Genomic DNA, 23,864 nt, shown 5'->3' on the forward strand with positions numbered 1-23,864 from the left:
TTGAGCGGTGCCTAGATCCCCTCACGAGTTCACCGCCGGCAACACCCCCGACGCTCCCCGCAGCGACCTTCCCGGCCTGCTGGCGGCGCTCGCCGCAGACCTCCGCCGCCTCGATTACACGCTCGACGGCGTCGCCCGGCTGCTTGGCCCCACCGCCTCCGCGGCACTGAACCGGGACCAGATCATCCCCGCACTGCTCGCTGCCGAGCGGGCAGTGCGGCAGGACAACCGAGCAGCGCCGCTTGCCGCCGTCGTCCGTCTGTGGCTCCTCGCCGAGCCCCAGGAACGGGAAACGCTCGACGCCGCCCTGCCGGGCACAGGCGTGGAAGGCCTCCTCGAGCTTGGGCTGGTACAGCCCGTTCCCGGCTCGGGCCTGCTCACCGCCAAGGCCGACCTGCGGCCGTACGGATGGGACAGGAATGACGACGGCAGCGGCGGCGCCGAGCTGTGGGTGGCCAGCGACCTTGCCGCCCACCAGCAGGCCGGGGTGCTGCGGCACGACCACGTCCTGGGCATCGGGCAGGCCTCCACCACCCTGGTGCAGACCACCATCCGCCGCCACACCGAGCGCGCCCTGGACCTGGGAACCGGCTGCGGCATCCAGGCCTTCCACCTGCTCCACCACTGCCAGCACGTGACCGCCACCGACATCTCCGAGCGAGCCCTGGCCTACGCCCGGTTCAACATCCTGCTCAATGCAGAGGCGCTGTCCGTCGATCCCGACCGGCTCGAGGACCGGGTGAGCCTGCGCCTGGGTTCCCTCCTGGAGCCTGTAACCGGTGAGGAATTCGGGCTGGTGGTCTCCAATCCGCCGTTCGTCATCACCCCGCGCAGTTCCGGCGAGGATGCCGCGGACCAGTTCACCTACCGCGACGGCGGCCTCCCGGGCGATGACATCGTCGCCTCCCTGGTGGCAGACCTGCCCGGGATCCTGGCCCCCGGCGGTTCGGCACAGATGCTGGGCAACTGGGAAGTCCCGGCCGGCTCTGGCTGGGACGAGCGGCCAAAGTCGTGGGTGCGGGCGGGAACTGACGCATGGTTTATCCAGCGCGAGCAGGTCAGCCCGGAACAATATGCCGAAACCTGGCTGCAGGACGCCTCGGAATCCCGGGACCGGCAGCACTACCGGGACGCGTACGCCGCCTACATTGACGACTTCGCCTCCCGGAACGTGGCAGGGATCGGTTTCGGCATGGTGTGGCTGCGGCGCCCCGCACACGGCGGCCCGGCCGCCATCAGCCGGTTCGAGGAAATCAGCTACCCCATCGAGCAGCCCATCGGACCCCACCTGGGTGCCGCCGTCGAACGCAGCGACTGGCTGGCCGCGCATGATCTTGCCGGCACGCACCTGCTGGTGGCCGACGACGTCACCGAGGAGCGCCACCAGCGCCCCGGCGCCGAACACCCGGGCGTGATCCTGCTCCGGCAGGGTGCCGGGCTTCGGCGCACCAACCTGATGAGCACCGAGCTGGCGGGCTTCGTGTCCGCGTGCGACGGCGACCTCACCGCCGGTCAGATCGCCGGTGCCCTGGAGGCCCTCCTGGGTGGGGCCCTGGACGCCGGCGGGGACGGGGAGCAAGGGTTTGACGCCGGATCCTTCCAGGGTGCGCTGCTCGCCGACGTGGCCAACCTGGTCCGCGACGGCTTCCTCATTCCGGCAGGGAGCCCAGCCTGACGGGAGGCCCCTAAGACGCTCGGCGGAACCCCGTCTTTTCCACATGAATGCGCACGATTCCCCAAAATATGGTGAACTAGGCGAACATGGGCTCATCTGCCCCAGCAACCTTTTTCTGTAGGAGCACAGTGCCAAGCAAGGCCAAAACCGGCAAGAAACTCGTGATTGTGGAGTCTCCGGCCAAGAGCAAGACCATCGCCAAGTACCTCGGCGAGGGCTTCATCGTTGAGGCCTCCATTGGTCACATCCGCGACCTGCCGCAGCCGTCCGAACTCCCTGCCGAGCTGAAGAAGACCTCGGTGGGCAAGTTCGCCGTGGACATTGAGCACGACTTCAAGCCGTACTACGTGGTGTCCCCGGACAAGAAGAAAAAGGTGACCGAGCTCAAGGCTGCGCTCAAGGACGCCGACGAACTCTATCTCGCAACCGATGGGGACCGCGAAGGCGAAGCCATCGCGTGGCACCTGCTGGAAGTGCTGAAGCCCAAGGTCCCGGTGTACCGGATGACGTTCGGCGAAATCACCAAGGAAGCCATCCAGCGCGCCATGGGCAACCTGCGCGACGTGGACCAGGACCTGGTGGATGCCCAGGAAACCCGCCGCGTGCTTGACCGGCTCTACGGCTACGAAATCTCCCCCGTGCTGTGGCGCAAGGTGGCGCGGGGACTGTCCGCCGGGCGCGTGCAGTCCGTGGTCACCCGCATGGTGGTGGACCGTGAACGCGAACGCATGGCCTTCAAGGCAGCCTCCTACTGGGACCTGACCGGCCAGTTCGGTGCCGACTCCGGCTCCTTTAAGGCCAAGCTTGCCGCCGTTGACGGCGCCAAGGTGGCCACGGGCCGCGATTTCAACGACAACGGCGAACTCACTTCCCGGAACGTGGCCCACCTCAACGAGGAACTGGCAACGTCCCTGGCGGCAGGGCTGCAGGATGCGGAGTTCCGGGTCCGCTCCGTTGACACCAAGCCGTACACCCGGCGTCCCGCGGCGCCGTTCACCACCTCCACGCTGCAGCAGGAGGCGGGCCGGAAGCTGCGCTTCTCCTCCAAGAGCACCATGCAGATCGCCCAGCGGCTGTATGAAAACGGCTACATCACCTATATGCGTACGGACTCCTCCGCGCTGAGTGACGAAGCCATCACCGCTGCCCGCCGGCAGGCTTCGGAGCTGTACGGCCCCGAGTACATCCCGCAGTCACCGCGCGTGTACACCGGCAAGGCAGCGAACGCGCAGGAGGCACACGAGGCCATCCGCCCCGCCGGCGACTCGTTCCGCACCCCGGCCCAGGTGGCCAAGCAGCTGTCGGGCGACGAATTCCGTTTGTACGAACTGATCTGGAAGCGCACCGTCGCCTCCCAGATGGGCGACGCCAAGGGTTCGACGGCGACCATCCGCCTGGGTGCCGTGGCCACCGACGGGCGGGACGCGGAATTCTCCGCCTCCGGCACCGTGATTACCTTCCCCGGCTTCCTCGCCGCCTACGAGGAAGGCAAGGACGAGACGCGCGGCGACGACGACTCCGACGAAGCGCGCCGCCTGCCCAACGTGGCCAAGGGCGACTCCCTCACCGCTGCGGACATCCAGGCCGTGGGCCATGAGACCTCCCCGCCTCCGCGCTACACCGAAGCATCCCTGACCGCGGAACTGGAAAAGAAGGGCATCGGCCGCCCGTCCACCTACGCCTCCACCATCTCCACCATCCAGGACCGCGGCTACGTCCGGAAGCAGGGCTCCGCGCTGGTGCCCAGCTGGATCGCCTTCTCGGTCATCCGGCTCCTGGAGCAGCACTTCTCCGACTACGTGGACTACGAGTTCACCGCCGACATGGAAGGCGATTTGGACAAGATCGCCAACGGCCAGGAAGCCGGCGCGTCATGGCTGCGGCACTTCTACTTCGGCGAGGACTCCGACCCCGGCCTGCTGAGCATCGTGAACAACCTGGGCGAGATCGATGCCCGGGAAATCAACTCGATCCCCATCACCGACGACATCACCCTCCGGGTGGGCAAGTTTGGCCCCTACCTGGAAAGCTCGGCGGCAGTGGTGGACCCGAAGACCGGCGAAATCGTCGAATCGGCGCGCGCCAATGTGCCCGAGGACCTGGCCCCCGACGAGCTCACCGCCGCCAAGGCCATCGAACTGATGGAGACGGCGGCGCCGGAGGAACGCGTGCTGGGCGCCGACCCGCACACGGGCCACACCGTTGTTGCCAAGAACGGCCGCTACGGCGCCTACGTCACCGAAATCATCCCGGAGATGACCGAGGAACAAATTGCGGCGCAGCCGGTGGAGTACTACAAGAACGGCAAGCCCAAGCCGCCCAAGAAGCCGGTCAAGGCCAAGCCGCGCACCGGTTCGCTGTTCAAATCCATGACCGTCGAATCGGTCACGCTGGACGAGGCGCTGCAGCTCATGAGCCTGCCCCGCGTCCTGGGCGAGGACGCCGAGGGCAACCTCATCACGGTGCAGAACGGCCGGTTCGGCCCGTACCTGAAGAAGGGAACCGACTCCCGGTCCATCGGCTCGGAAGAGGAAATCTTCACCATCACGCTGGAGCAGGCGCTGGAGATCTACTCCCAGCCCAAGCAGCGGGGCGCCCGCGCCGCGGTTCCGCCGCTGGCAGAGTTCGGCCCGGACCCGGTGTCCGAGAAGAACATCGTGGTGAAGGAAGGCCGGTTCGGCCCCTACATCACCGACGGGATCACCAACATCACGGTTCCGCGGGCCACGTCCCTCGAGGAACTGACGCGCGAACAGGCCGTGGAACTCCTGGCCGAGAAACGCGCCAAGGGTCCGGTCAAGCGGACCACCACCCGCAAGGCTCCGGCCAAGAAGAAGGCAACGGCGAAGAAGTAGCCCGTGGCCGGCGCGTTTGCGCCGGCCACCGGATCGTGATCGGCTAGTCGTATGACTGAACAGCCAGCGCACACGGACCTCCAGCCGCTCAACGACCTCGAAGAGAAGCTCGCCACCGGCGGACAACCCGACGCGAACCCTGTGGACGTCATCCTGTCGTTCCTGAACAGCGAGGTCTACATCATCAGCTCGGACACCGTTGAGGGCATCGACTCCCAGGTGGAGCCCCTGGTCCTTGCCAACGCCGACGGCGACCCCGTCCTTGCCGTGTTCTCGCACCCGAGCCGGGTGGAACAGCAGTACCTGGAAGCTGCACCCAACGTGCTGGGCACCCAGGGCGCCGCCATCATCGCCAACCTTGGCGATGAACTCGGCATGGTGATCAACCCCGGTGCTGCCTATGGTTTCGAGATCAACCCCGAAGGCGTGGCCAACATCAGGCGCGACTTCAAGCGCGCTGACGAGCAATAATGTCCCCATGCGTCTAGGCGTCCTCGATATCGGTTCCAATACTGTCCATCTGCTCCTGGTGGATGCCCACCCCGGTGCGCAGCCGGTCCCGTTCGCGTCCCACAAGCGGCCGCTGTCCCTGGTCCAGTACCTGGAGCCGGACGGCAGCATCAGCGACGAGGGCCAGCACGAGCTGACCGAGTTCGTGCTGGAAGCGTGGGAATTTGCTGCCCGGCACAAGGCCGAGGACCTGCTGGCCTTCTGTACGTCAGCCATCCGCGAGGCCACCAACGGCCCGGCAGTGCTGGCCCGGGTCAAGCACGAAACCACGGTGACCCTCCAGGAACTCACCGGAAGCGAGGAAGCGTCCATGACGTTCTTCGCGGTGCGGCGCTGGCACGGGTGGGGCGCCGGACCCATCCTGAACCTGGACATCGGCGGCGGTTCCTTCGAAATGGCTTTCGGCCAGGACGAGCTCCCCGAAGTGGCTACGTCCGTGCCGCTCGGCGCAAGCCGCCTCACCCGGGACTGGCTCGCCGAGGATCCGCCATCGGCCAAAAGCGTCAAGGAACTCCGGCGCTATATCAGGGCGACGCTCAAGCCCGCCGTCCGCGGGTTCGACGGCCTGGGCCGGGCCAATGTGGTGGCCGGCACCTCCAAGACCTTCCGCTCCCTGGCCCGAATCGCCGGGGCTGCCCCCAGCGCTGAGGGCCCGTACGTCAAACGGGAACTGCACGCCTCGGACCTGGGGATCTGGACCCAGCGGATCTCGGCCATGAGCTCGGAGGACAGGCTGCACCTTCCCGGCGTCTCCGAGGCGCGGGCCCATCAGCTCCTGGCCGGCGCGCTGGTGGCCGAAGCCGCCCTTGAGATGTTCAAGTTCAAGAAGCTCCGCATCTGCCCCTGGGCACTGCGTGAAGGCCTCATCCTCCGGCGCCTGGACCAGCTGGTATTTTCCGGTCCGCTGGAGCCGGCACCGCATGTGGCCGCTTCCCGGCCGGTGGAAGCACCGGTCTAGGGGCCCAACGCCCCCGCTGCCGCGGCCGTTAAAAGCGGAAGCACCGGGGCGGGCAACAGGAAAATGGGGGAAAACCTGTCGCCGCGCCGCCGGTGCCCTGGCAGGCATCCCCATGCCTGCCGCATCACTCGCACCCTCAATGAGGTAATAACTACGTTAGGACCGCAAGTTGTGTGCTGCCTGCGGTGAAGATGGGAGTTGCCTGTGAATGCATGCCTCCTGCAATGATGGAGGCATGAGCAACCGAATCGCATTCCTTGGCTGTGGATCCATGAACGAGGCCATTCTTGGCGGCCTGCTGGAGGCAGGGACGGATCCCGGGGATGTGGTGGCCACGGTCCGCCGCGCGGAGCGTGCATCCGAGCTGGCCGAGCGCTACCCGGGGATCACTGCCATTGCCGGCGAGGAGGAACCTGACAACAACAGGCAAGCAACCAAGGGGTCCGCCGTCGTCATCCTTGGCGTCAAGCCGGTGGGCATCGCGGACCTTGCCCGGGAGATCAGCCCGGCACTTTCGCCGGACACCGTGGTGGTGAGCGTCGCCGCCGCGGTCTCGATCGCCCAACTCGAGGCAGCCCTCCCGGAAGGGCAGCCGGTCATCCGGACCATGCCCAACACGCCGGCAAAACTGGGGCGCGGCGTCGTGTCCGTCTCGCCCGGAACCCACTGCAGCCCTGGGCAGCTCCAGAAGGTCAAGGACATCCTCCAGGGAGCAGGCACCGTGGTGGAGGTCCCGGAGGAGCAGGTGGACGCGCTCTCCGCCATCAGCGGGTCCGGCCCGGCCTACGCTTTCTACCTCGCAGAGGCCATGGCGTCCGCCGGGGAGGAACTGGGCCTGGACCGGGAGTTGTCCCTGTTGCTGGCGCGCGAAACGGTTGCCGGTGCGGGCCTCATGCTCGCCCAGCCCGGAGCGGACCCGGCAGCGCTGCGCAAAGCCGTGACCAGCCCCAACGGCACCACCGAACGCGCCATCGCCACCTTCGACGAACAGGGCATCCCGGCCATCATTGCGGCCGGTGCCCGCGCGGCAGCCGACCGGGCAGCGGAGATTACCAGGCAGCTCGGCTAGGGCCGCGCGGCGAACCGTTCGAGCAGGTCCACGTGGCCGGAGACGATGAGCATGTCGCGGGAGGACACCTTGGTCTCGGGCCGGGCATAGGTGAAGTCCTCGCCGGGGGACTTCACGCCCACAATGGTCACGCCGTACTTGGAACGGACCTTTGACTCGTCCAGGGTGAAACCCACCGTTTCGCGCGGCGGGTACATTTTCACGATGGCAAAGTCGTCGTCGAACTCGATGAAGTCCAGCATGCGCCCGGAGACCAGGTGCGCGGCGCGGACACCGGCGTCGGCTTCCGGGTAGATCACGTGGTTGGCGCCGATGCGGGTCAGGATCTTGCCGTGGGAGGGCGTAATGGCCTTCACCCACAGGTGCTCGATGCCGAGGTCCACCAGGTTGACGGTAATCAGCACGGAGGATTCGATGGAGGTGCCCACACCCACGACGGCGGAGCTGAACTCCTGGGCGCCGAGCTGGCGGAGCGCATCGATGTTGGTGGCGTCCGCCTCCACCACGTGGGTCAGGAGGGGCGCCCATTTCTGCACCAGGTTCCGGTCCCGTTCGATCGCGAGGACTTCCCGGCCCTGCTTCACCAGCTGTTCAGCCGTGGATGATCCGAAGCGGCCCAGCCCGATCACCAGTACAGGGGCATTGTGGGCGGGGCGCCGGGGGGCGTCTGTGGAACTAGCCAATGATCGGCCTCTCTTCGGGATAGTGGTACAACTGGCTGCGCTGGCGCAGGGCCAGGGCAGCGGCGAGGGTAACGGTACCCACGCGGCCCGCGAACATCAGCGCCGTGAGGACGTAGACGCCGGCGGGCGGCACCTCCGCGCTGAGGTTGGTGCTGAGTCCCACCGTGGCGAACGCGGAGATGGTTTCGAACAACACACGGTCAAGTGACTGGCCGCTGATGTGCAACAGCAGGAAAGCCGACACGGAAACCAGGGTGGCGCCGGCGACGATCACAGAGATGGCCACCCGCATGCTGCCCTGCGGGATGGTCCGGCCGTAGACCTTGACGTCGGCGTCGCCACGGGCCTCGGCGACGATGGCCAGGAACATGACGGCGATGGTGGTCACCTTGATGCCGCCGGCCGTGGAGGCGGAGCCGCCGCCGGCAAACATCAGGGCATCGGTCAGCAGCATGGTGGTGGAGTCCATTTGGTTCTGGTCCACCAGGTTGAATCCGCCCGAACGCGTCATCACGGACGCGAAGAGCGCGTGGGTGATCTTGTCGCCCACGCTCATGGTGCCGATGGTCCGGGCGTTGTCCCACTCCATCAGCGCCCACAGGAACGCCCCTGCCGCCAGGAGGATCAGGGAAACCTGGATGGTGAGCTTGGTGTGGAGATTCCACTTCTTCCAGTTCAGGCCGTTCTGCTGCAGGACCATCACCACGGGGAATCCCAGGCTGCCCATGAAGACCCCCAGCATGAGGGGGATCAGGATCCAGAGGTCCGTCTCGTAGGGCACGATCCCGTCCGAGTGCGGCGTGAAGCCGGCGTTGTTGAACGACGAGATGGCATAGAAAATACCGTGCCACACCGACTGCCAGAAGGGCTCACCCAGGGTGAGGAACCGGGGGACCAGCGCGAGCGCCAGGACACCCTCGATGACCACGGACGTGGTGATGACGATCCGCAGCAGGGTGCCCACCTCGCCCAGGCGCCCGGCGTTGTTCATGGACTCCGCCGCGATGATCTTGCCCCGGACACCCAGCCGCTTGCTCACCATCAGTGCCAGCAACGACGCCAGCGTCAAGGTGCCCAAGCCGCCGATGAAGATGCCCACCAGGATCACCAGCTGGCCGAAGAAGGACCAGTGGACCGCCGTCGACACCACCGTGAGCCCCGTGACGCACACCGCAGAGACCGCGGTGAACAGCGCCTGGTGGATAGGCGTGGGGGTTCCGTCAGCTGAGGAGACCGGCAGGGACAGCAGGAACGTGAACACCGTGCAGACGGCGGCGAACGCCGTCAGCGCCAGCCGTGCGGGTGTGGTGTTGGCAATGTCGTCAATGAAGTCGCGCAGCCGCGTGAGGACCCGGAGGCCCTCCCGCTCCTGCGCCGGGGGGTGCCAGGTGGCCGGCGTCCGGGGCCTCGACTGGCTCTGGGTCATGTGTGGCTTTTCCTCGGTTGTAACGGCTTCCCCCAGTAGTAAACCACTAAAGCCCGCGTCATGGCCGGGTGGGCGGCCGTGCGGGCTCGGGTAGCCTGTGATTGATGACATACCTGCCCGGCCTCAGCCAGCCCGCGCCGCCAACGATGGTGGCGTGGAGTCCTGACATGACAGCCTACAACTTTGGTCCGGGCCACCCCATGGCGCCGGAGCGGATGGACCTGACGGCCCGCCTTGCCCGCAGCCTGGGTCTGTTCGACCTGGACCATGTTGACGTCGCGGCGCCGGAGGTGGCCTCGGACGCCGACCTGCAGTCCGTTCACTCGCCGGAATACGTGGCGGCGGTCCGCCGTGTCAGCACGGACCCCTCCCGGCCGGACGAGTCCCGGGGGCTGGGAACTGAGGACGATCCCGCGTTCGCCGGCATGCATGAGGCCGCGGCACGCCTGGCCGGCGGCTCCCTGCTGGCGGCATCGCGCGTGCTGGAGGGGTCGGCCGTCCACGCCGTCAACTTCGGCGGCGGCATGCACCACGCGTCCCGGGACCGTGCCAGCGGATTCTGCATCTACAACGACGCAGCGGTTGCGGTGCAGAAGCTGCTCGACGGCGGCGTACGCAAAGTGGCCTACATCGACGTCGACGCCCACCACGGGGACGGCACCCAGAACATCTTCTGGGATGATCCCCGGGTCCTCACCCTCTCGCTGCATGAGACAGGGCTGACCCTCTTTCCCGGGACCGGGTTCGCCAACGAGATCGGCGGCCCGGCGGCAGAAGGAACCGCAGTGAATGTAGCCTTGCCTGCGGGCACCGGTGACGCCGGGTGGCTCCGCGCCTTCTACGCCGTGGTGCCGCAACTGGTGGGCGCCTTCGAGCCCGAGGTGGTCGTGAGCCAGCACGGCTGCGATTCACACCGCAGCGATCCCCTGACGCACCTCAATCTCAGCGTGGACGGGCAGCGGGAGGCAGCAAACGCCGTCGGGCATCTGGCCGAGCGCTACTGCGGTGGCCGGTGGATCGCCACCGGCGGCGGCGGCTACAACGTGCTGGACGTGGTGCCGCGGGCCTGGAGCCACCTGGTGGCCATCGCCGCCGGACGGCCCGTGCCGCTGCGGACGCCCGTGCCCGGGGACTGGCGGCAGTATGTGACGGAGAAGTTCGGCAGGGAGGCGCCGGCCCTCATGGGGGATGACGTGGAGCTGTGGTGGCGGTCCTGGGAAGTGGGCTTCGACCCCAACGACGCCGTGGACCGCACTGTCATGGCCACCCGCAAGGCAGTGTTCCCGCTGCACGGGCTGGACCCCTGGTTCGACTAGGTTCCCTGGCGGCCGAAATAGTTGATGCCTTTCGGGGCATATGTCGCTAGGGTGGGAGGCATGGTGACAGACGACGTATTTGCCGTCATAGCGGAATCCACCCGGCGGGATATCCTGGTGGCCCTCCGGGCAGGAGACAAAGCCGTGGGGGAGCTGGTGGAGGAACTGGCGGCGAGCCAGCCCACCATTTCCAAGCACCTGAAAGTCCTTCGTGAAGCACAGCTGGTCAGCATGCGGGCCCAAGGCCAGAAGCGGTACTACGCGTTGAACCGCGGGCCGCTGGAGGGCATCGCCAGCTGGCTGGAGACGTTCGACGTCGGCCCTGGAGCCAAAGCCGCCACGGCACCGCGTGGCCATCATCAGGAAATCCCGGATCAGGCAGTCCCGGCCCAGGCGGGCAGTGCCACAGCGGGCGCTGCCCACCTGACCGAAGGCGTCGCCGCCGCGGCCCCCTCCCTGTCCCGGGCCGCCGGCGCTGCCGGGCCAGGCACGTCGCAGACCCGGGAGGAAGTCCCGGCGCCCGTCCTGGTGCGCGAAGGCGCCGAGCTGAGCCCCGCCGTCGTGATTCCCGGCGGGACGGCCGCCCCGTTGAGCGATGACAGCGTGCCCCAGCAGATCGGCAGGACTGTCGGCCGCGCTGCCACCAAGGCCGCCGACCTGCTGGCGAACCTGCCCAACCTCCCTAAGTTCGGCCGCAAGAAGTAATCCCCGCGGAGCGGTAAGCGCAGCGCAGCCTACTTGGCAAGCAGGCGCACGTGGTCCGGGGTGAGTTCGGACACCCTGCTGACGCCCAGCAGCGCCATGGTCCGCGCCATGTCCTTCTCGAGGATCTGCAGGGTGCGGTCCACTCCCGCCCGTCCGCCGGCCATCAGGCCGTAGAGGTAGGCGCGGCCGATCAGGGTGAAGTCCGCGCCCAGGGCCAGGGCGGCCACGATGTCCGCGCCGCTCATGATCCCGGTGTCCAGGATGATGGCGGCGTCGGTGTTGTCCGCCGTGAAGGCCTCCTTGACCCCGGGCAGCAGGTGGAACGGGATGGGGGCCCGGTCCAGCTGGCGGCCGCCGTGGTTGGACAGGACCACGCCGTCGGCGCCGTGGTCCACTACCTTGCGGGCGTCCTCAACGGTCTGGATGCCCTTGACCACCAGCTTGCCCTTCCAGGTTTCGCGCAGCCAGTCCAGGTCCTCGAACGTGAGGGTGGGATCGAACATGGAGTTGATGAGATCGGCCACGGTGCCGGTGTAGCGGGAGAGCGAGGCGAACGTGAGCGGCTCGTGGGTGAGGAAGTTGAACCACCAGGCCGGCCGGTAGGAGGCATCCAGGACGGTCTTCACCGTGAGCGCCGGCGGGATGGTCATGCCGTTGCGGACGTCGCGCAGGCGGGCGCCGGCCACGGCAGTGTCCACGGTCACCATGAGGGTGTCGTTGCCCGCCCTGGCTGCGCGCTCGATCAGTTCCAGCGACCGGTCCCGGTCCGTCCACAGGTACAGCTGGAACCAGTTGCGCCCGTTGGGTGCGGCAGCGGCGACGTCCTCGATCGAGGCGGTGCCCATGGTGGACAGGGTGTAGGGGATGCCTGCGGCCTCCGCTGCCTGCGACCCTGCGTATTCGCCCTCGGACTGCATCATCCGGGTGAACCCTGTCGGTGCGATGCCAACGGGAAGCCGCGAGGGCTTTCCCAGGATCTCCGTACTGAGGTCGATGGCGGAGACGTTCCGCAGGATGCCCGGCCGGAACTCGATGTCCAGGAAGGCCTGGCGGGCGCGGCGGAGCGTGATCTCCTCTTCAGCCGCGCCGTCGGTGTAGTCGAAAGGCGCCTTGGGGGTGCGGCGCTTGGCGATGTCGCGGAGTTCCCAGATGGTGCTGGCCCGCTTCAGCCGCGCCTCCTTGCTGAACTCCGGCTTCTTGAACTGCATCAGCGGCGCCAGGTCCGAGTACTTGGGAATGCGGCGCTTCAGGGCTGCGGGCAGCGCGGACGACGACGGTGCCGGGGCGGGTGCCGGCGCTGCGGGGATGTCGGTGGTGTCCGGCGCCGGGGTCGCCTCAGGGTTGTTGGGCTGGATGGTATGCGTCATGGGTCCTCCTATGGTCCAACCACACTCTAGGTGATGTGGTCCAACCACATCAAGTACCATTGGCCTATGCGTACCCATCAGCTGGTCCTGTCCTGGATCGAGGACCAACTCTCGGCCGGCCGGTTGGCCGTGGGCGGAAGGCTGCCGGCGGAGCGCACCTTGGCCGAACAGCTCAAGGTCTCCCGCACATCGGTCCGCGAGGCGATCCGGATTCTGGAGGCAATGGGAGTGGTCCGCGCGGGCGTCGGGTCCGGGCCGGAAGCCGGGACGGTGGTGATTTCGGACCCCACCGCGGCGTTGGGCTCCGCCCTGCGGCTGCACGTGGCCACCCAGCACCTGCCCGTGGCGGACATCGTGGAAACGCGGGTCCTGCTGGAGTCATGGGCTGCGGCGAAAGCCCCGCAGGACGCACCCGAACTTGACGGGGCGGCCGCGCTCCTGGCGGCCATGGATGCCCCGGACGGACTCTCGGCCAGCGATTTCCTGGCCCTCGATGTCCGGTTCCACCTGGCCCTGGCCAACGCCGCCGGCAATGCGGTGGTCAGTGCCATGATGGGGTCGCTCCGGGAAGCCATCCAGGGCTACGCTGCCGAACTCACGGCCACCTTGCCGGACTGGGAAGCCACAGCGTCGCGCCTGCGCACCGAACACCACGCCATCCTCGCTGCGGTCAGGAATGGCGACGGCGCCCGGGCCGCGGAACTCGTGGCGGCCCACATCGAGGGATTCTACAAAGAGGCCGGGCTGGGCGCGGGATAAGCCTGGGCGGAGCGTACAGAAAGGCTCAGCCGTGGACCGTGCTGCGCGGCGCCTTGGCCGGCCCGGTGCTGGCCCGCACTTCCAGCCGCGGCTGGTAGCGGCTGCCCGTGGACGCATTGCCTTCCTTCCGGATCAGCGCCCGGAGCTGGTGCCAGGCCTGCTCGCCCAGTTCGGTGATGGGGACCGCGCCGGTGGTGAGGGCCGGCGTCGTGTACCTGGCGAAGGGGATGTCATCGAAGCCGGTCACGGAAATGTCCCCGGGGACGTCCAGGCCGCGCTCATGCAGTCCGCTCATCAGGCCCATTGCCACCAGGTCATTGAAGGCCAGGATGCCTGTGGCCCCGCTCGCCAGGACGGCATCCACCGCTTCGTGCCCGGTGTCGAAGTCGGAGCCGCCCTCCAGCATGGTCACCTCCACCTCGGGGTGGGCGGCCCTGAAGGCCTCCAGGCCCTTGAGCCGCATCTCATTGGAGGCGCTGCGGGGCGGGCCCGCGAGGAAGGCCAGGCGGGTGTGGCCCAGTTCCACAAGGTGCCCCGCGATGTCCTGGACGCCCTGGCCGTAGTCCACCACCAGGCTGGGCACGTTCGGCGTGGAGGTGGTGCGGTTGATCAGCACCAGCGGGTGCAGCGAGGGTGCGATCTCCTCCAGTTCCGCATCGGACATGCGCGGGGCGCACAGGACCAGCCCGTCGCAGCGCCGGCGCGCCTCGCCCGCGAGGATGGACTCCTCGCTGGACACTTCGAATGAGTCCGCGATGAGCACGCGGTAACCGTCCTGGGCGGCTGCCCGGCTCAGGCCGCGGAGGATCGCCTGGAAGGTGGGGTTGGCCAGGTCCGGCACCACAATGCCGATGGTGTCCGTCTTGCCCAGGGCCAGGCTGCGGCCCACGGGATTGGGCTGGTACTTCAGTTCGGCGGCCGCTGCACGGACCCTGGCGGCAATGTCCGGGTCCACGGTGAAGTTTCCGTTCATGACACGCGAAACGGTGGCATGGGAGACTCCCGCCTTCACGGCGACATCTGCGATGCCGATCCTGCCGCTTGCCGATTTCCTGGCCATGGGCAACCCTTCGTTTGCGCCATCCGCCGGAGCTGCCGCGACCGGTTGGTGCCCGGGCGGCCGGCCGTGATGGCAACCTGCTTTGAAAGACAGCATATACGGGCGCAGGAAAGCGATTTCTATGCTTTTCCCAGCCGTTTTCCCGGACCGCCGGCAGATGTCCTGCGCCGGGAGCGAAGAAAGCGCTTTCCCTCAGCGCGGGAAATGGTTGACGAATGCCCCACGGGGTTGGTACAACTTTTATAGACAACCGAGAAAACGCTTTCTCGCCTGCTTTTCCAACGGGGGCAGCAGAGTGCCGCCGCTGATCCACAGCCGCCGTTCCCACGGCCGTTTAATGAGCTTTCGAAAGGGACCCCCATGGTCAACACAGCCGAGACGACGTCGGCCGCAGCTGCCGCGCAGGCCACTGCCAAGGACGGCGGGAAGACCCGCATCGCCCTGATCGGCACCGGTGGCCGCTCCGAGATGTACATCCGGGCCATCTTCGGCAAGCACGCCGATACCGCCGAACTGGTGGCGTTCTCCGACGTGAATCCCGGACGTGTGGAGTTTTACCAGAAGCTCATCCAGGAACTGGGCGCGCCGGGACCGGTGGCGTCCTTTGATCCCGCGGACCTGACAGCGTTTATCCAGGCCAACGGCATCGACCGGATTATTGTCACCACCCCGGACTACACCCATGCGGACTATATTGTTGAGGGTCTTCGTGCCGGAGCGGATGTCGTGGTCGAAAAGCCACTGACCATCGATGCCGAAGGCTGCCGCCGCATCACCCAGGCCGTCCAGGAAACCGGCCGGAACGTGGTGGTCACGTTCAACTACCGCTACTCGCCCCGCAACAGCGCGCTCAAGGAAATCATCCAGAGCGGCGTGATCGGCAAAGTCACGTCCGTCGACTTCAGCTGGGTCCTGGACACCGTCCACGGCGCGGACTACTTCCGCCGCTGGCACCGTGAGAAGAAGAACTCCGGCGGGCTGCTCATCCACAAGGCGTCGCACCACTTTGACTTGGTCAACTGGTGGATCGACGACGTCCCGGAGCGGGTCTTCGCTTCCGGTGGCCTGAAGTTCTATGGCGACAAGAACGCTGCCGAGCGCGGCCTTGGCCCACGCCCGGAACGGGGAACGCCCGACGCCGATGCCCCCGCCGGCGCGAAGGACCCCTTCGCGCTGGACCTGCGCGAGGACGAGCGGCTCAAGGCACTGTTCCTGGACAACGAACACTACGACCGCTACCGCCGCGACCAGGATGTCTTCACCGCCGGCATCACCATTGAGGACAACCTGGCCCTGGTGGTGGAGTACCAGGGTGGGCCGCGCCTGAGCTACTCGCTGAACGCGCACAGCCCCTGGGAAGGCTACCGGGTGGCGGTCAACGGCACCGAGGGCCGGGCGGAGCTTGAAGTGGTGGAACGCGCCGCCGTCCTGCACAGCACCGACCAGAAAACCGTCGTGGACCCTTCCGCAACCCCGGTGGAGGAAGAGGACGCCGTGCGCCGCAACGGCGAGCGGCTGGTGGTCCAGCGCCACTGGGAGGCCGCCTACGAGGTGCCGATCGTCAACGGCGAAGGCGGGCACGGCGGCGGTGACGAACTGCTGCTGTCGGACCTCTTCAACGGACCGGGCGAGGACCCCCTGGGCCGTCCCTCCGGTTACCTGGACGGCCTGCGTTCAGTGTCCGTGGGCATCGCAGGCAACCGCTCCCTGGAATCGTCCCTGCCCGTCCGGGTCGAGGACCTGGACCTCGGCGTCGATCTTCGCCGCGCCAAGTAGAGGAAAAACCATGAGCAGGATATTCGTGACCGGCGGCGCGGGCCGCCTTGGCCGCAGCGTGGTGGCGGGGCTGGCCCAGGCGGGCCATGAGGTGGTCTCGGTTGACCGTGACGCCGTCCCCGCAGGGCTCCTGCCGGCCGGCGTCGTCCAGGAGACCGCGGACCTCCTGGCGCCGGGCGAGGCACTGCGCCTCCTTCGGGATGCAAGGCCCGACGCCGTCATCCACCTTGCGGCGATCGCGGTACCGTTCAGCGCACCCGAGGACGTCATTTTCGCCACCAACACCCGGCTCGCCTTCGCGGTCATCAGCGCCGCAACGGAACTGGGCGTTGGCAAAATCGTCACCGCCAGCAGCCCCACGGTCCTGGGCTACGGATGCCCGGCGGGGTGGCTGCCGCCGTCGTTCCCGTTGGACGAGCGCACGCCGCCCAAGCCCTGGAACGCCTACGCGCTGTCCAAGCTCATCGCCGAGCAGACCATGCAGATGTTCGCCACGGCGCAGGGAGAGAAGATCCGGTACGCGGCGTTTCGTCCCTGCTTTGTCATCTCGCCGGAGGAATGGGACGGTGCCCCCACCCAGCAGGGGCACACGCTCGCCGAACGCCTGGCCGACCCCGCCCTCTCCGCTCCGGCGCTGTTCAACTACGTGGACGCCCGGGATGTGGCTGATTTCCTGGACCTGCTGCTGCAGAAAATGGCAGACATTCCGAACGGGGAAACCTTCTTCGTAGGGGCAGCCGACGCACTGGCCACCGCGCCCCTGGCGGAGCTGATGCCAAAATTCCTGCCGGGAAGCGAAGCGCTCAGCGCCGGCCTCACCGGAACCAACCCGGCGTTCTCCATTGCCAAGGCCCGGGAACTGCTCGGCTGGGAGCCGAAGCGCAGCTGGCGCACAGAACTCAAGTCCCACCCAACCCTCAACGACGAGGCTTCCACGCTGGTTACCGCCAGCGCCGGAGGCAAGGAGACATCATGAAATTTGACGGCGTACTGTTCTTCCCCGTCACCCCGTTCACGGCCGAAGGTGCCGTTGACGTGGAACTGCTCAAGGAACACATCAGCTCCCGGCTGCCTTTCGGCCCGGGCGGCGTCTTCCCCGCCTGCGGCACCGGCGAATTCCACGCCCTCAGCATCGGGGAGGTCCGCACCGTGGTGGCGGCCGCCGTCGAGGTCGTTGCCGGACGAGTCCCTGTGGTGGCCGGTGCGGGCGGACCCCTGGGCCACGCCCTCGCAGCCGCCCGGGCTGCCGAGGAAGCAGGCGCCGACGCGCTGCTGGTGCTTCCGCCGTACCTGGTCACCGGCCCCGCGGACGGGCTGGTGGCCTACATCGAGGCCGTGGCCAACGCCAGCAGCCTGCCGGTCATCGTGTACCACCGCGGCAACGCCAAATTCACCGCGGCGTCAATGGCCAAGCTCGCCGCCAACCCCAAGGTCATCGGTTTCAAGGATGGTCTTGGCGACGTGGGCCTCGCCCAGGAAATCGTGTCCGCGGTCAAGGCAACGGGCCGCAAGGACTTCGCCTTCTTCAACGGCCTGCTCACCGCCGAACTGACGCAGGGCGCGTACCGCGGTCTGGGCATCCCGCTGTACTCCTCGGCGGCTTTCGCCATGGCCCCGGAGATCGCCAAGGCCTACTATGACGCCTACGCTGCCGGAGACGAGGAACGGCGCAACGCCCTCCTTGAGGGTTTCTACGCACCCCTGGTACGCCTGCGGGACCAGACCCCCGGCTTCGGCGTTTCCCTGATCAAGGCGGGCCTCCGGCTGGGCGGAATGCCGGTGGGTTCCGTCCGCCCGCCGCTGGTGGACCCCACGGAGGAACAGCTCGTGGAGCTCAAGGCCATCCTGGCCAAGGGTTACGAGCTGGCCGGGCACTGATGGGCGCACCGGCGGCCGAAGCCGTCCGTACCGTTCCGCGCATCACCGGCCTGTCGACGCGGCTCCTCACCGTTCCGCTGCGCCGCAGCTGGGGCGCAGAGGCGCCGGAGAACCACGTGATCGCCACGGAGGTTCACACGGACGACGGCGGCACGGGCTTTGGTTTCTCCTGGACGCCCACCATCGGTCCCCAGGCAGTCAAGGCGCTGCTTGATCACGACATCGCCCCTTTCATCGCCGGTCTGCCCGCCACCCCCGAGGGGGTGTGGGACGTGCTCTGGAAGCGGCTGCACGAGGCCGGCGGCGGAGGGCTCACCACCATCGCCATGGCTGGTGTGGACCTGGCGCTGTGGGACCTGCAGGCCCGCCGTGCCGGGACGTCGGTCACCGGCCTGCTGGGCCAGCGGCAGGAATCAGCCGAGGTTTACGGCTCCGGCGTGAACCTGCACTACACCCTGGACGAGCTGGTGGCACAGGCTGAACGCTGGGTTGCCGCCGGCCACCAGGCAGTGAAGATCAAGGTGGGCAAACCGGACCTCCGCGAGGACCGCGAACGCGTTGCCGCCGTCCGCTCCGTCCTGGGCCCGGACCGCAGGCTCATGATCGACGCAAACCAGCGGTGGGACCTGCCCACCACCTTCCGGGCCCTCGATGTGCTGGCCGAATTCGGGCTGGAATGGCTGGAGGAACCCATCCGCGCGGACGATCTCTGGGCCTACCGCAGGCTCCGGAAGCACTCGCCCGTGCCCATCGCCCTTGGCGAAAACCTGCACACCATCTACCGGTTCCGCGATTTCATAGAGGCGGAGGCGGTGGACATCATCCAGCCCAACATCATCCGGGTGGGCGGCATTACCCCGTTCCGGCGGATCGTTGAGCTGGCACGGACCAACAGCATCAAGGTCATGCCGCACCTGCTGCCCGAACTGTCCGGGCAGCTGGCCCTGACCCTGGCGGAGCCCACCATGGTGGAGGACGTCGAGGAGGCATCCTTCGAACAGTTGGGGATCCTGGCCGGCCCGTCGCCGGTGCGGTTCGCCAACAGCAGGGTGGCCCTGGCGGACCGGCCCGGACTGGGCTTCCGCTTCCGGGAAACCCCGCAGCCATGAACTTCCATACGACGAACAGGTACCTGACGTGACAACTGCAACGCTTTCCCTGACAGAGCTCACCGCTGCGGCCACAGCAGCAGCCAGGATCTCGGCCGCAGCCCCTGACGCAGAGCGCGCCGGCTGGCTGAACGCGGTGGCTGACGCCCTGGACGCCAATGCTGCTGAACTGGTGGACATCGCGGACGCCGAGACCAGCCTGGGTGCCCCGCGGCTCACGGGGGAGGTGGCCCGCACCACCGGCCAGCTGCGCCTGTTCGCCCGGGTGATCACCGAGGGTTCCTATCTTGAAGCCATCATCGACCACGCGGATCCCGCTGCCACCCCGCCCAGGCCTGACCTCCGCAGGATCCTCAAGCCCATCGGCCCTGTTGCCGTCTTTTCCGCCTCCAATTTCCCGTTTGCCTTCTCCGTGGCAGGCGGTGACACCGCCTCGGCCCTCGCCGTCGGGTGCCCGGTCATCGTCAAGGCACACTCAGGCCACCTGCGGCTGTCCGAACGCACGGCGGAGATCGTGGCGGAGGCGCTTCGCGGCGCGGGTGCACCGGACGGCCTGTTCGCCCTGGTCCACGGCCGTGAAGTGGGAACAGCCCTGGTCCAGGACCCCGCCATCAAGGCCGTGGGCTTCACCGGGTCCATCCCCGGCGGCCGGGCCCTGTTCGACCTTGCCACCTCCCGCCCCGACCCCATCCCGTTCTACGGGGAACTGGGGAGCCTGAACCCCGTGGTCATCACCGCGGCGGCACTGGAGGAACGCTCCGCGGAACTCGCCGCCGGACTGGCAGGCTCCTTCACCCTTGGGGCGGGCCAGTTCTGCACCAAGCCGGGCCTGGTGTTCATCCCCGCGGGGACGCAGTTTGCCGGGGCCGTGGCGGAGGCCAGCAAGGACAAGCCGGCCCTGGGCATGCTCACCAGCCGGATCGCGGAAGCCTACCCGGACGGGTTGCGCGCCTTCGCGTCAGTCGACGGCGTGGAGGTGGTCAGCGGCACAGTGGACCAGGACGCGGCCGCCAACGGCGCCGCTCCGGTGGTCTTCTCCACCACCGCCGCCAAGGTGCTGGAACGCCCGGAGCAGCTGCTGGAGGAGTGCTTCGGCCCCACCACCATCCTCATCGAATACACGGGCCAGGACGAACTGTCCGCCGTCCTGGCCAAGGTCCCGGGGAGCCTGACCGGCACCCTGCACGCCCAGCCCGGTGAGGACATCGCAGGCCTGGTGGAGCAGCTGTCCGGACTTGCAGGACGCGTCCTGTTCGAAGGCTGGCCCACGGGCGTGGCCGTCAACTGGGCCCAGCAGCACGGTGGCCCGTACCCGGCCACCACGTCACTGTTCACCTCGGTGGGCGCGACGGCGGTCCGCAGGTTCCAGCGGCCGGTGGCCTACCAGGACGCCCCGGAGGCAGCGCTGCACCCGGCACTGCGTGAGGACAACCCCCTGGGCATCCCGCGCCGCGTGGACGGTGAACTGCAGCTTCCGTAAGCCAAGGGCCGGCAGGACCATCAACTAAGCCCCGGGACCGCAAGGTCCCGGGGCTTACGTGATGCCTGCAGAAGCGCCTTACAGCTGCAGCGTCACCGGCCGGTCCAGCCCATTCACGGTGGCCACAGGCCAGCGCGGGTCCACGGTGAGCACTCGAAGTCCGGATTCCGTGAGCTGTACCGTGTCTTCGATCTTGACGCCGGGGCCGGAAGGGTTCCAAGTGAAGGCCTGGTCCAGCACCACAGTGTCGGTGGCTTCGGATGTCACCCGCGGGTCACGGCCCGCGTAGCCGGCCGGACCACCCTGGTGGTGCTGCTCCCACTGGTCCGCCCCGAAACCGTGCCGCACGTAGGATGCCTGGATCTCGGCGAAAATCCTGTCCAGCCCGACTCCCGGGACGGTGGCGTCAAAAACATCCGCTTCCACTGCCGCGATGCGCGCCTCGGCGTCGCGCTCTTCCGGGGTGCCGGCGTCGAACCTGATCCAGCGGGTGATGTTGGCAACCAGGCCGTCGCGGCGGGCGCACACGACGGCCATGGCACGCCTGCCGAGGGGGGAGTGCGTGGCCAACGGGTGCCGGAAGGTGGTGCGGGAGCTGCCGTTGCACAGCAGGACCAGCGGCTCCGCGCCGGCGGCCACCACCCGGCCCGCCAGGGCCGAAACCAGCTCGAATTCCGTGGTGTCGGGGCGGGCGGCAGACAGGACATCGGTCATCATGGCGGCCAGTTCCGCGCTGAGGGTGGAATAGCGGGCGCTTTCAGCGGGAAGGAGCCGCTGGCGGGCGGCCCGCAGCTGCGAAGAGACGTCCGCTTCCGCCAGCGGCCGGGAGCCGTTTCCGACGGCGGCCGCGGCCTGGTGCAGGTTCCCGTACCAGGGCACGGTGTGCAGGTTGACGCCGCCGGGAAGCTCCTCGGCCGCGATCCTGCCGGCTTCGTTGTTGAACGTGACCAGGTGGTCGCCGTCCCGGTCCACCAGCAGGGCGGCGATGGGATCGCCGGCCAGGCTGATGTGGACGCGGCTGCCGTCCAGGTACCACGTCAGAGCGGTGTTCGTGGTGAGAAGCACGGAGTCATGCCCGGCGGCGTCGAGAATGTCCTGGACACGCTGGCGCTTGATGGCCCGGTCCGTCCTGGAGCCGGGAGCCACCCGCGCCTCCCGCCCGGAAACGGCTGATGTTGTTGTTTGGCTCATGACGGCTCCCCCTGCTGGTTGGTCAAATCTTCGATGTCGGTTGTGGACAGGATTCCGTCGGCCACAAAGACGGTGACGCGCCGCCGCACGGGACTGCCCGGCCGGGCCGTCACGGGGGCGTCCCATGCCAGGGACTGGCCCACTCCGGGGTAGCCGTCCACCCGGACAAACCAGGGATCCGTGGACCCTTCCGGTGCGACGAACACCAGGGTGGCGGGCCCGCCGTCGAACTTTCCTGACCAGGCGAGCCAGGGCGTGACGCTTCCGTGGGTCTCCGCCTCGCCGGAACCGGCGGGCGTCCAGACCGCGACGTCACCGCAAGGGGGCAGGCGCCAGAAGAAGCCACCGTAACCGCCCTCGAAGCGTCCGTTCGATCCCGGGCTGCCCAGGCTGACCGGCTTGTCACCGGCGGGGGACAGCGCGAAGTCGAGGGACAGCCGCCAGATGGAGGGCGCGACGCCGGACCACGCCCAGGAGCGCTCCTCCACTAGGATGGGGGCACCGTCGGGCCCGTTCCAGTCCAGGGTTTCCTGGAGCTTGCCCGCACGCCCTTCGCCGGCGTCGGCCTGCGCCGCCGTGGTGGCGGTGCGGACGATGCTGCCATGGTCAGGACGCCAGACGTACTGCCCGGCTTCCCGGGTATAGGTGCGGCCGCCCCAGAAATTCACCCCGTCCACGTCCTGCAGCGCCACCCCAACCCCCAGGTGCCACACGTGGTCCAGCGGCTGGTGGTCCGTCACCACGGTGCCGTTGAGGGTGCGCACCGGGTGCAGGTAGGGGCGCGGGGAGGATACTGCCCGGATATGGCTGCCGTCCTGGTAGTCCGCCACCGGTCGGCCCCCAACGGTCAGCGTCCGGACCGGCGGAAGCGGGCGGGCCCAGGGGACGCCGAGTTCGGCGAAGGTTGCCTGCGCCTTGACGGCGCGGGCCATCAGGTCGGTGATGCCCGGGACCACGGGGTGGGCGTCGTCGCCCCCGCCCTCCCAGGAGACGTACCGGGCGTCGATCGGGGCCGGTGCCGGAGAGGTGCGGATGGCCTCCAGGACGGCAGTGAACGCGCCGGTGTCCTCAAGGGCGCAGAGCAGGGGAGCCCCCGTGGCCCGGGCCTCGAGCAGGTTCTCCAGCAGGTCCGTCCGCGCGTAGGTCTCCCGGCGCTCGCCGTCGGGCGTGGTGATGACCACCTCATCGCTGGTGTAGGAAAGGGTGATGTCACCCAGGGTTCCGTGCACGGTCACGGTGGGGTCCAGCTGTTCCGGGGCGCAGAGCGTGAGGGCGCACAGCAGCGTGGTTCCCTGGGAAGTGCGGACGCGCAGCACGGAGGTGTCGTCGCTTTCGGTCTGGTTGGCCCGGTACAGGTCCGTTTCCACGGAGGCAATGTCCGCCAGGGTGTGTGCCCCGGCCAGATGCAGGGCGGTGGCCACTGCGTGAGCCAGGGCATTGGTGGCCACGCCGTCCACCACGTCCACGCCGTCGAGGCTGCGCTTCCCGGCCCAGCGCGAGCGCTTGAAGTATGCCGTGGTCCGGAGCCACTGGCCGGTGGCGCTGATGCCCAGGACGGTGCCGATGTCCCCGGCGGCCACCAGGTCCCTGATGGCGGGCAGGGCGTGCGATCCCAGGCTCTGGAAGCCGACCTGGACCAGGCGGCCCGCTTTCCCGGCGGCTGCCAGCACGTCCTGGAACTGGGCGAGGGATGCTACCGGCGGCTTTTCCACATACACGTCCTTGCCCGCTGACAGGGCGGCGAGGGCCAGGGGAGCATGGGTCTGGATGGGGGTGGCAATGATGACGACGTCGACGCCCGGCTGGGCGGCCAGCAGCCCGTCCATGTCCGGGTACACAGCCACCGAACCGGCCAGGCTGCCGGGCTGCGGCGGGTTGGGATCGGCGACGGCCACCAGTTCAAGGGCGCCTGCCTGTTCAAGGCGGGCCAGGTTGGCAAGGTGCCGCTCGCCGAAGCCGTGCACGCCCACCAGGGCCACCCTGGGGAGGTCTGTGGACGGGGGCTGCCGGTGTGTGGATTCCGCCGAATGCTGTGTGGTCACGTGGG

Annotated in this window: 19 protein-coding genes; 13 read left to right on the forward strand and 6 right to left on the reverse strand. The window is 68.1% G+C overall.

Annotation, left to right across the window (positions count from 1 at the left end; all coding sequences use genetic code 11):
- Positions 1-7 precede the first annotated feature (7 nt).
- The 5 genes from FB478_RS15565 (at position 8) to proC (ending at position 7,067) form a co-directional block, all read left to right on the forward strand.
- Complete coding sequence (locus tag FB478_RS15565; RefSeq protein WP_144601067.1) at positions 8-1,675, forward strand: methyltransferase; 1,668 nt, start codon at positions 8-10, stop codon at positions 1,673-1,675.
- Between the two features lie 128 nt (positions 1,676-1,803).
- The gene (gene topA / locus FB478_RS15570; RefSeq protein WP_144601068.1) at positions 1,804-4,530 is read left to right on the forward strand and encodes a type I DNA topoisomerase; all 2,727 of its coding nucleotides are present in this window, start codon (positions 1,804-1,806) and stop codon (positions 4,528-4,530) included.
- Positions 4,531-4,581: 51 nt separating this feature from the next.
- On the forward strand, positions 4,582-5,001 hold the full coding sequence (locus tag FB478_RS15575) for an SseB family protein (RefSeq protein WP_144601069.1): 420 nt from the start codon (positions 4,582-4,584) through the stop codon (positions 4,999-5,001).
- A gap of 7 nt (positions 5,002-5,008) precedes the next feature.
- Positions 5,009-5,998 carry a Ppx/GppA phosphatase family protein gene (locus FB478_RS15580; protein WP_018768946.1) on the forward strand — a complete coding sequence of 330 codons (990 nt, stop codon included), beginning with the start codon at positions 5,009-5,011 and terminating at the stop codon, positions 5,996-5,998.
- A 235-nt stretch (positions 5,999-6,233) separates the two neighbouring features.
- The gene (proC, locus tag FB478_RS15585; RefSeq protein WP_018768945.1) at positions 6,234-7,067 is read left to right on the forward strand and encodes a pyrroline-5-carboxylate reductase; all 834 of its coding nucleotides are present in this window, start codon (positions 6,234-6,236) and stop codon (positions 7,065-7,067) included.
- On the opposite strand, the gene FB478_RS15590 is transcribed toward proC, so the two are convergent.
- The gene (locus tag FB478_RS15590; RefSeq protein WP_026265713.1) at positions 7,064-7,750 is read right to left on the reverse strand and encodes a TrkA family potassium uptake protein; all 687 of its coding nucleotides are present in this window, start codon (positions 7,748-7,750) and stop codon (positions 7,064-7,066) included. The two genes, proC and FB478_RS15590, sit on opposite strands and share 4 nt — an antisense overlap.
- Complete coding sequence (locus FB478_RS15595; protein WP_144601070.1) at positions 7,743-9,176, reverse strand: TrkH family potassium uptake protein; 1,434 nt, start codon at positions 9,174-9,176, stop codon at positions 7,743-7,745. Before FB478_RS15595 ends, FB478_RS15590 begins: the two co-directional genes overlap by 8 nt.
- Before the next feature lie 104 nt (positions 9,177-9,280).
- Between FB478_RS15595 and FB478_RS15600 the strand changes: the two genes are divergently transcribed.
- Both FB478_RS15600 and FB478_RS15605 read left to right on the forward strand, forming a co-directional pair.
- Positions 9,281-10,492 (forward strand): acetoin utilization protein AcuC, encoded by a 1,212-nt coding sequence (locus FB478_RS15600; protein ID WP_144601071.1) that lies wholly within the window; start codon positions 9,281-9,283, stop codon positions 10,490-10,492.
- Positions 10,493-10,552: 60 nt separating this feature from the next.
- Entirely contained in the window at positions 10,553-11,197 is a 645-nt protein-coding gene (locus FB478_RS15605) for a helix-turn-helix transcriptional regulator (RefSeq protein ID WP_018768941.1), read from the forward strand.
- 29 nt (positions 11,198-11,226) lie between these two features.
- On the opposite strand, the gene FB478_RS15610 is transcribed toward FB478_RS15605, so the two are convergent.
- Complete coding sequence (locus FB478_RS15610) at positions 11,227-12,564, reverse strand: alpha-hydroxy acid oxidase (protein WP_144601072.1); 1,338 nt, start codon at positions 12,562-12,564, stop codon at positions 11,227-11,229.
- Between the two features lie 66 nt (positions 12,565-12,630).
- Between FB478_RS15610 and FB478_RS15615 the strand changes: the two genes are divergently transcribed.
- Entirely contained in the window at positions 12,631-13,323 is a 693-nt protein-coding gene (locus FB478_RS15615; RefSeq protein WP_026265711.1) for a FadR/GntR family transcriptional regulator, read from the forward strand.
- Between the two features lie 25 nt (positions 13,324-13,348).
- Here FB478_RS15615 and FB478_RS15620 read toward each other — a convergent pair whose 3' ends face one another.
- Positions 13,349-14,383 (reverse strand): LacI family DNA-binding transcriptional regulator, encoded by a 1,035-nt coding sequence (locus FB478_RS15620; protein WP_018768938.1) that lies wholly within the window; start codon positions 14,381-14,383, stop codon positions 13,349-13,351.
- A 360-nt stretch (positions 14,384-14,743) separates the two neighbouring features.
- Here FB478_RS15620 and FB478_RS15625 point away from each other — a divergent pair, with 360 nt between their 5' ends.
- The 5 genes from FB478_RS15625 to FB478_RS15645 are packed head-to-tail and all read left to right on the forward strand — an operon-like array spanning position 14,744 to position 20,626.
- A complete protein-coding gene (locus FB478_RS15625) occupies positions 14,744-16,159 on the forward strand; it encodes a Gfo/Idh/MocA family protein (RefSeq protein ID WP_144601073.1) in 1,416 nt (471 codons plus the stop codon).
- Between the two features lie 10 nt (positions 16,160-16,169).
- Positions 16,170-17,135, forward strand: coding sequence for an NAD(P)-dependent oxidoreductase (locus FB478_RS15630; RefSeq protein WP_144601074.1), 966 nt, complete (start codon positions 16,170-16,172; stop codon positions 17,133-17,135).
- Positions 17,132-18,037, forward strand: coding sequence for a 5-dehydro-4-deoxyglucarate dehydratase (locus tag FB478_RS15635; RefSeq protein ID WP_056392616.1), 906 nt, complete (start codon positions 17,132-17,134; stop codon positions 18,035-18,037). The genes FB478_RS15630 and FB478_RS15635 overlap by 4 nt, the downstream gene beginning before the upstream one ends.
- Positions 18,037-19,146: a mandelate racemase/muconate lactonizing enzyme family protein gene (locus FB478_RS15640; RefSeq protein WP_144601075.1), complete on the forward strand. Its 1,110-nt coding sequence runs from the start codon at positions 18,037-18,039 to the stop codon at positions 19,144-19,146. The genes FB478_RS15635 and FB478_RS15640 overlap by 1 nt, the downstream gene beginning before the upstream one ends.
- Before the next feature lie 28 nt (positions 19,147-19,174).
- Positions 19,175-20,626, forward strand: coding sequence for an aldehyde dehydrogenase (NADP(+)) (locus FB478_RS15645; RefSeq protein WP_144601076.1), 1,452 nt, complete (start codon positions 19,175-19,177; stop codon positions 20,624-20,626).
- Positions 20,627-20,704: 78 nt separating this feature from the next.
- Here the strand turns inward: FB478_RS15645 and FB478_RS15650 are convergent, their stop codons facing one another.
- A complete protein-coding gene (locus tag FB478_RS15650) occupies positions 20,705-21,817 on the reverse strand; it encodes a Xaa-Pro peptidase family protein (protein WP_144601077.1) in 1,113 nt (370 codons plus the stop codon).
- Positions 21,814-23,859: a DUF6807 family protein gene (locus tag FB478_RS15655; RefSeq protein ID WP_144601078.1), complete on the reverse strand. Its 2,046-nt coding sequence runs from the start codon at positions 23,857-23,859 to the stop codon at positions 21,814-21,816. The genes FB478_RS15650 and FB478_RS15655 overlap by 4 nt, the downstream gene beginning before the upstream one ends.
- Between the last annotated feature and the right edge of the window lie 5 nt (positions 23,860-23,864).

The organism is Arthrobacter sp. AG367, assembly GCF_007828995.1.
Taxonomy (GTDB): Bacteria; Actinomycetota; Actinomycetes; order Actinomycetales; family Micrococcaceae; genus Arthrobacter.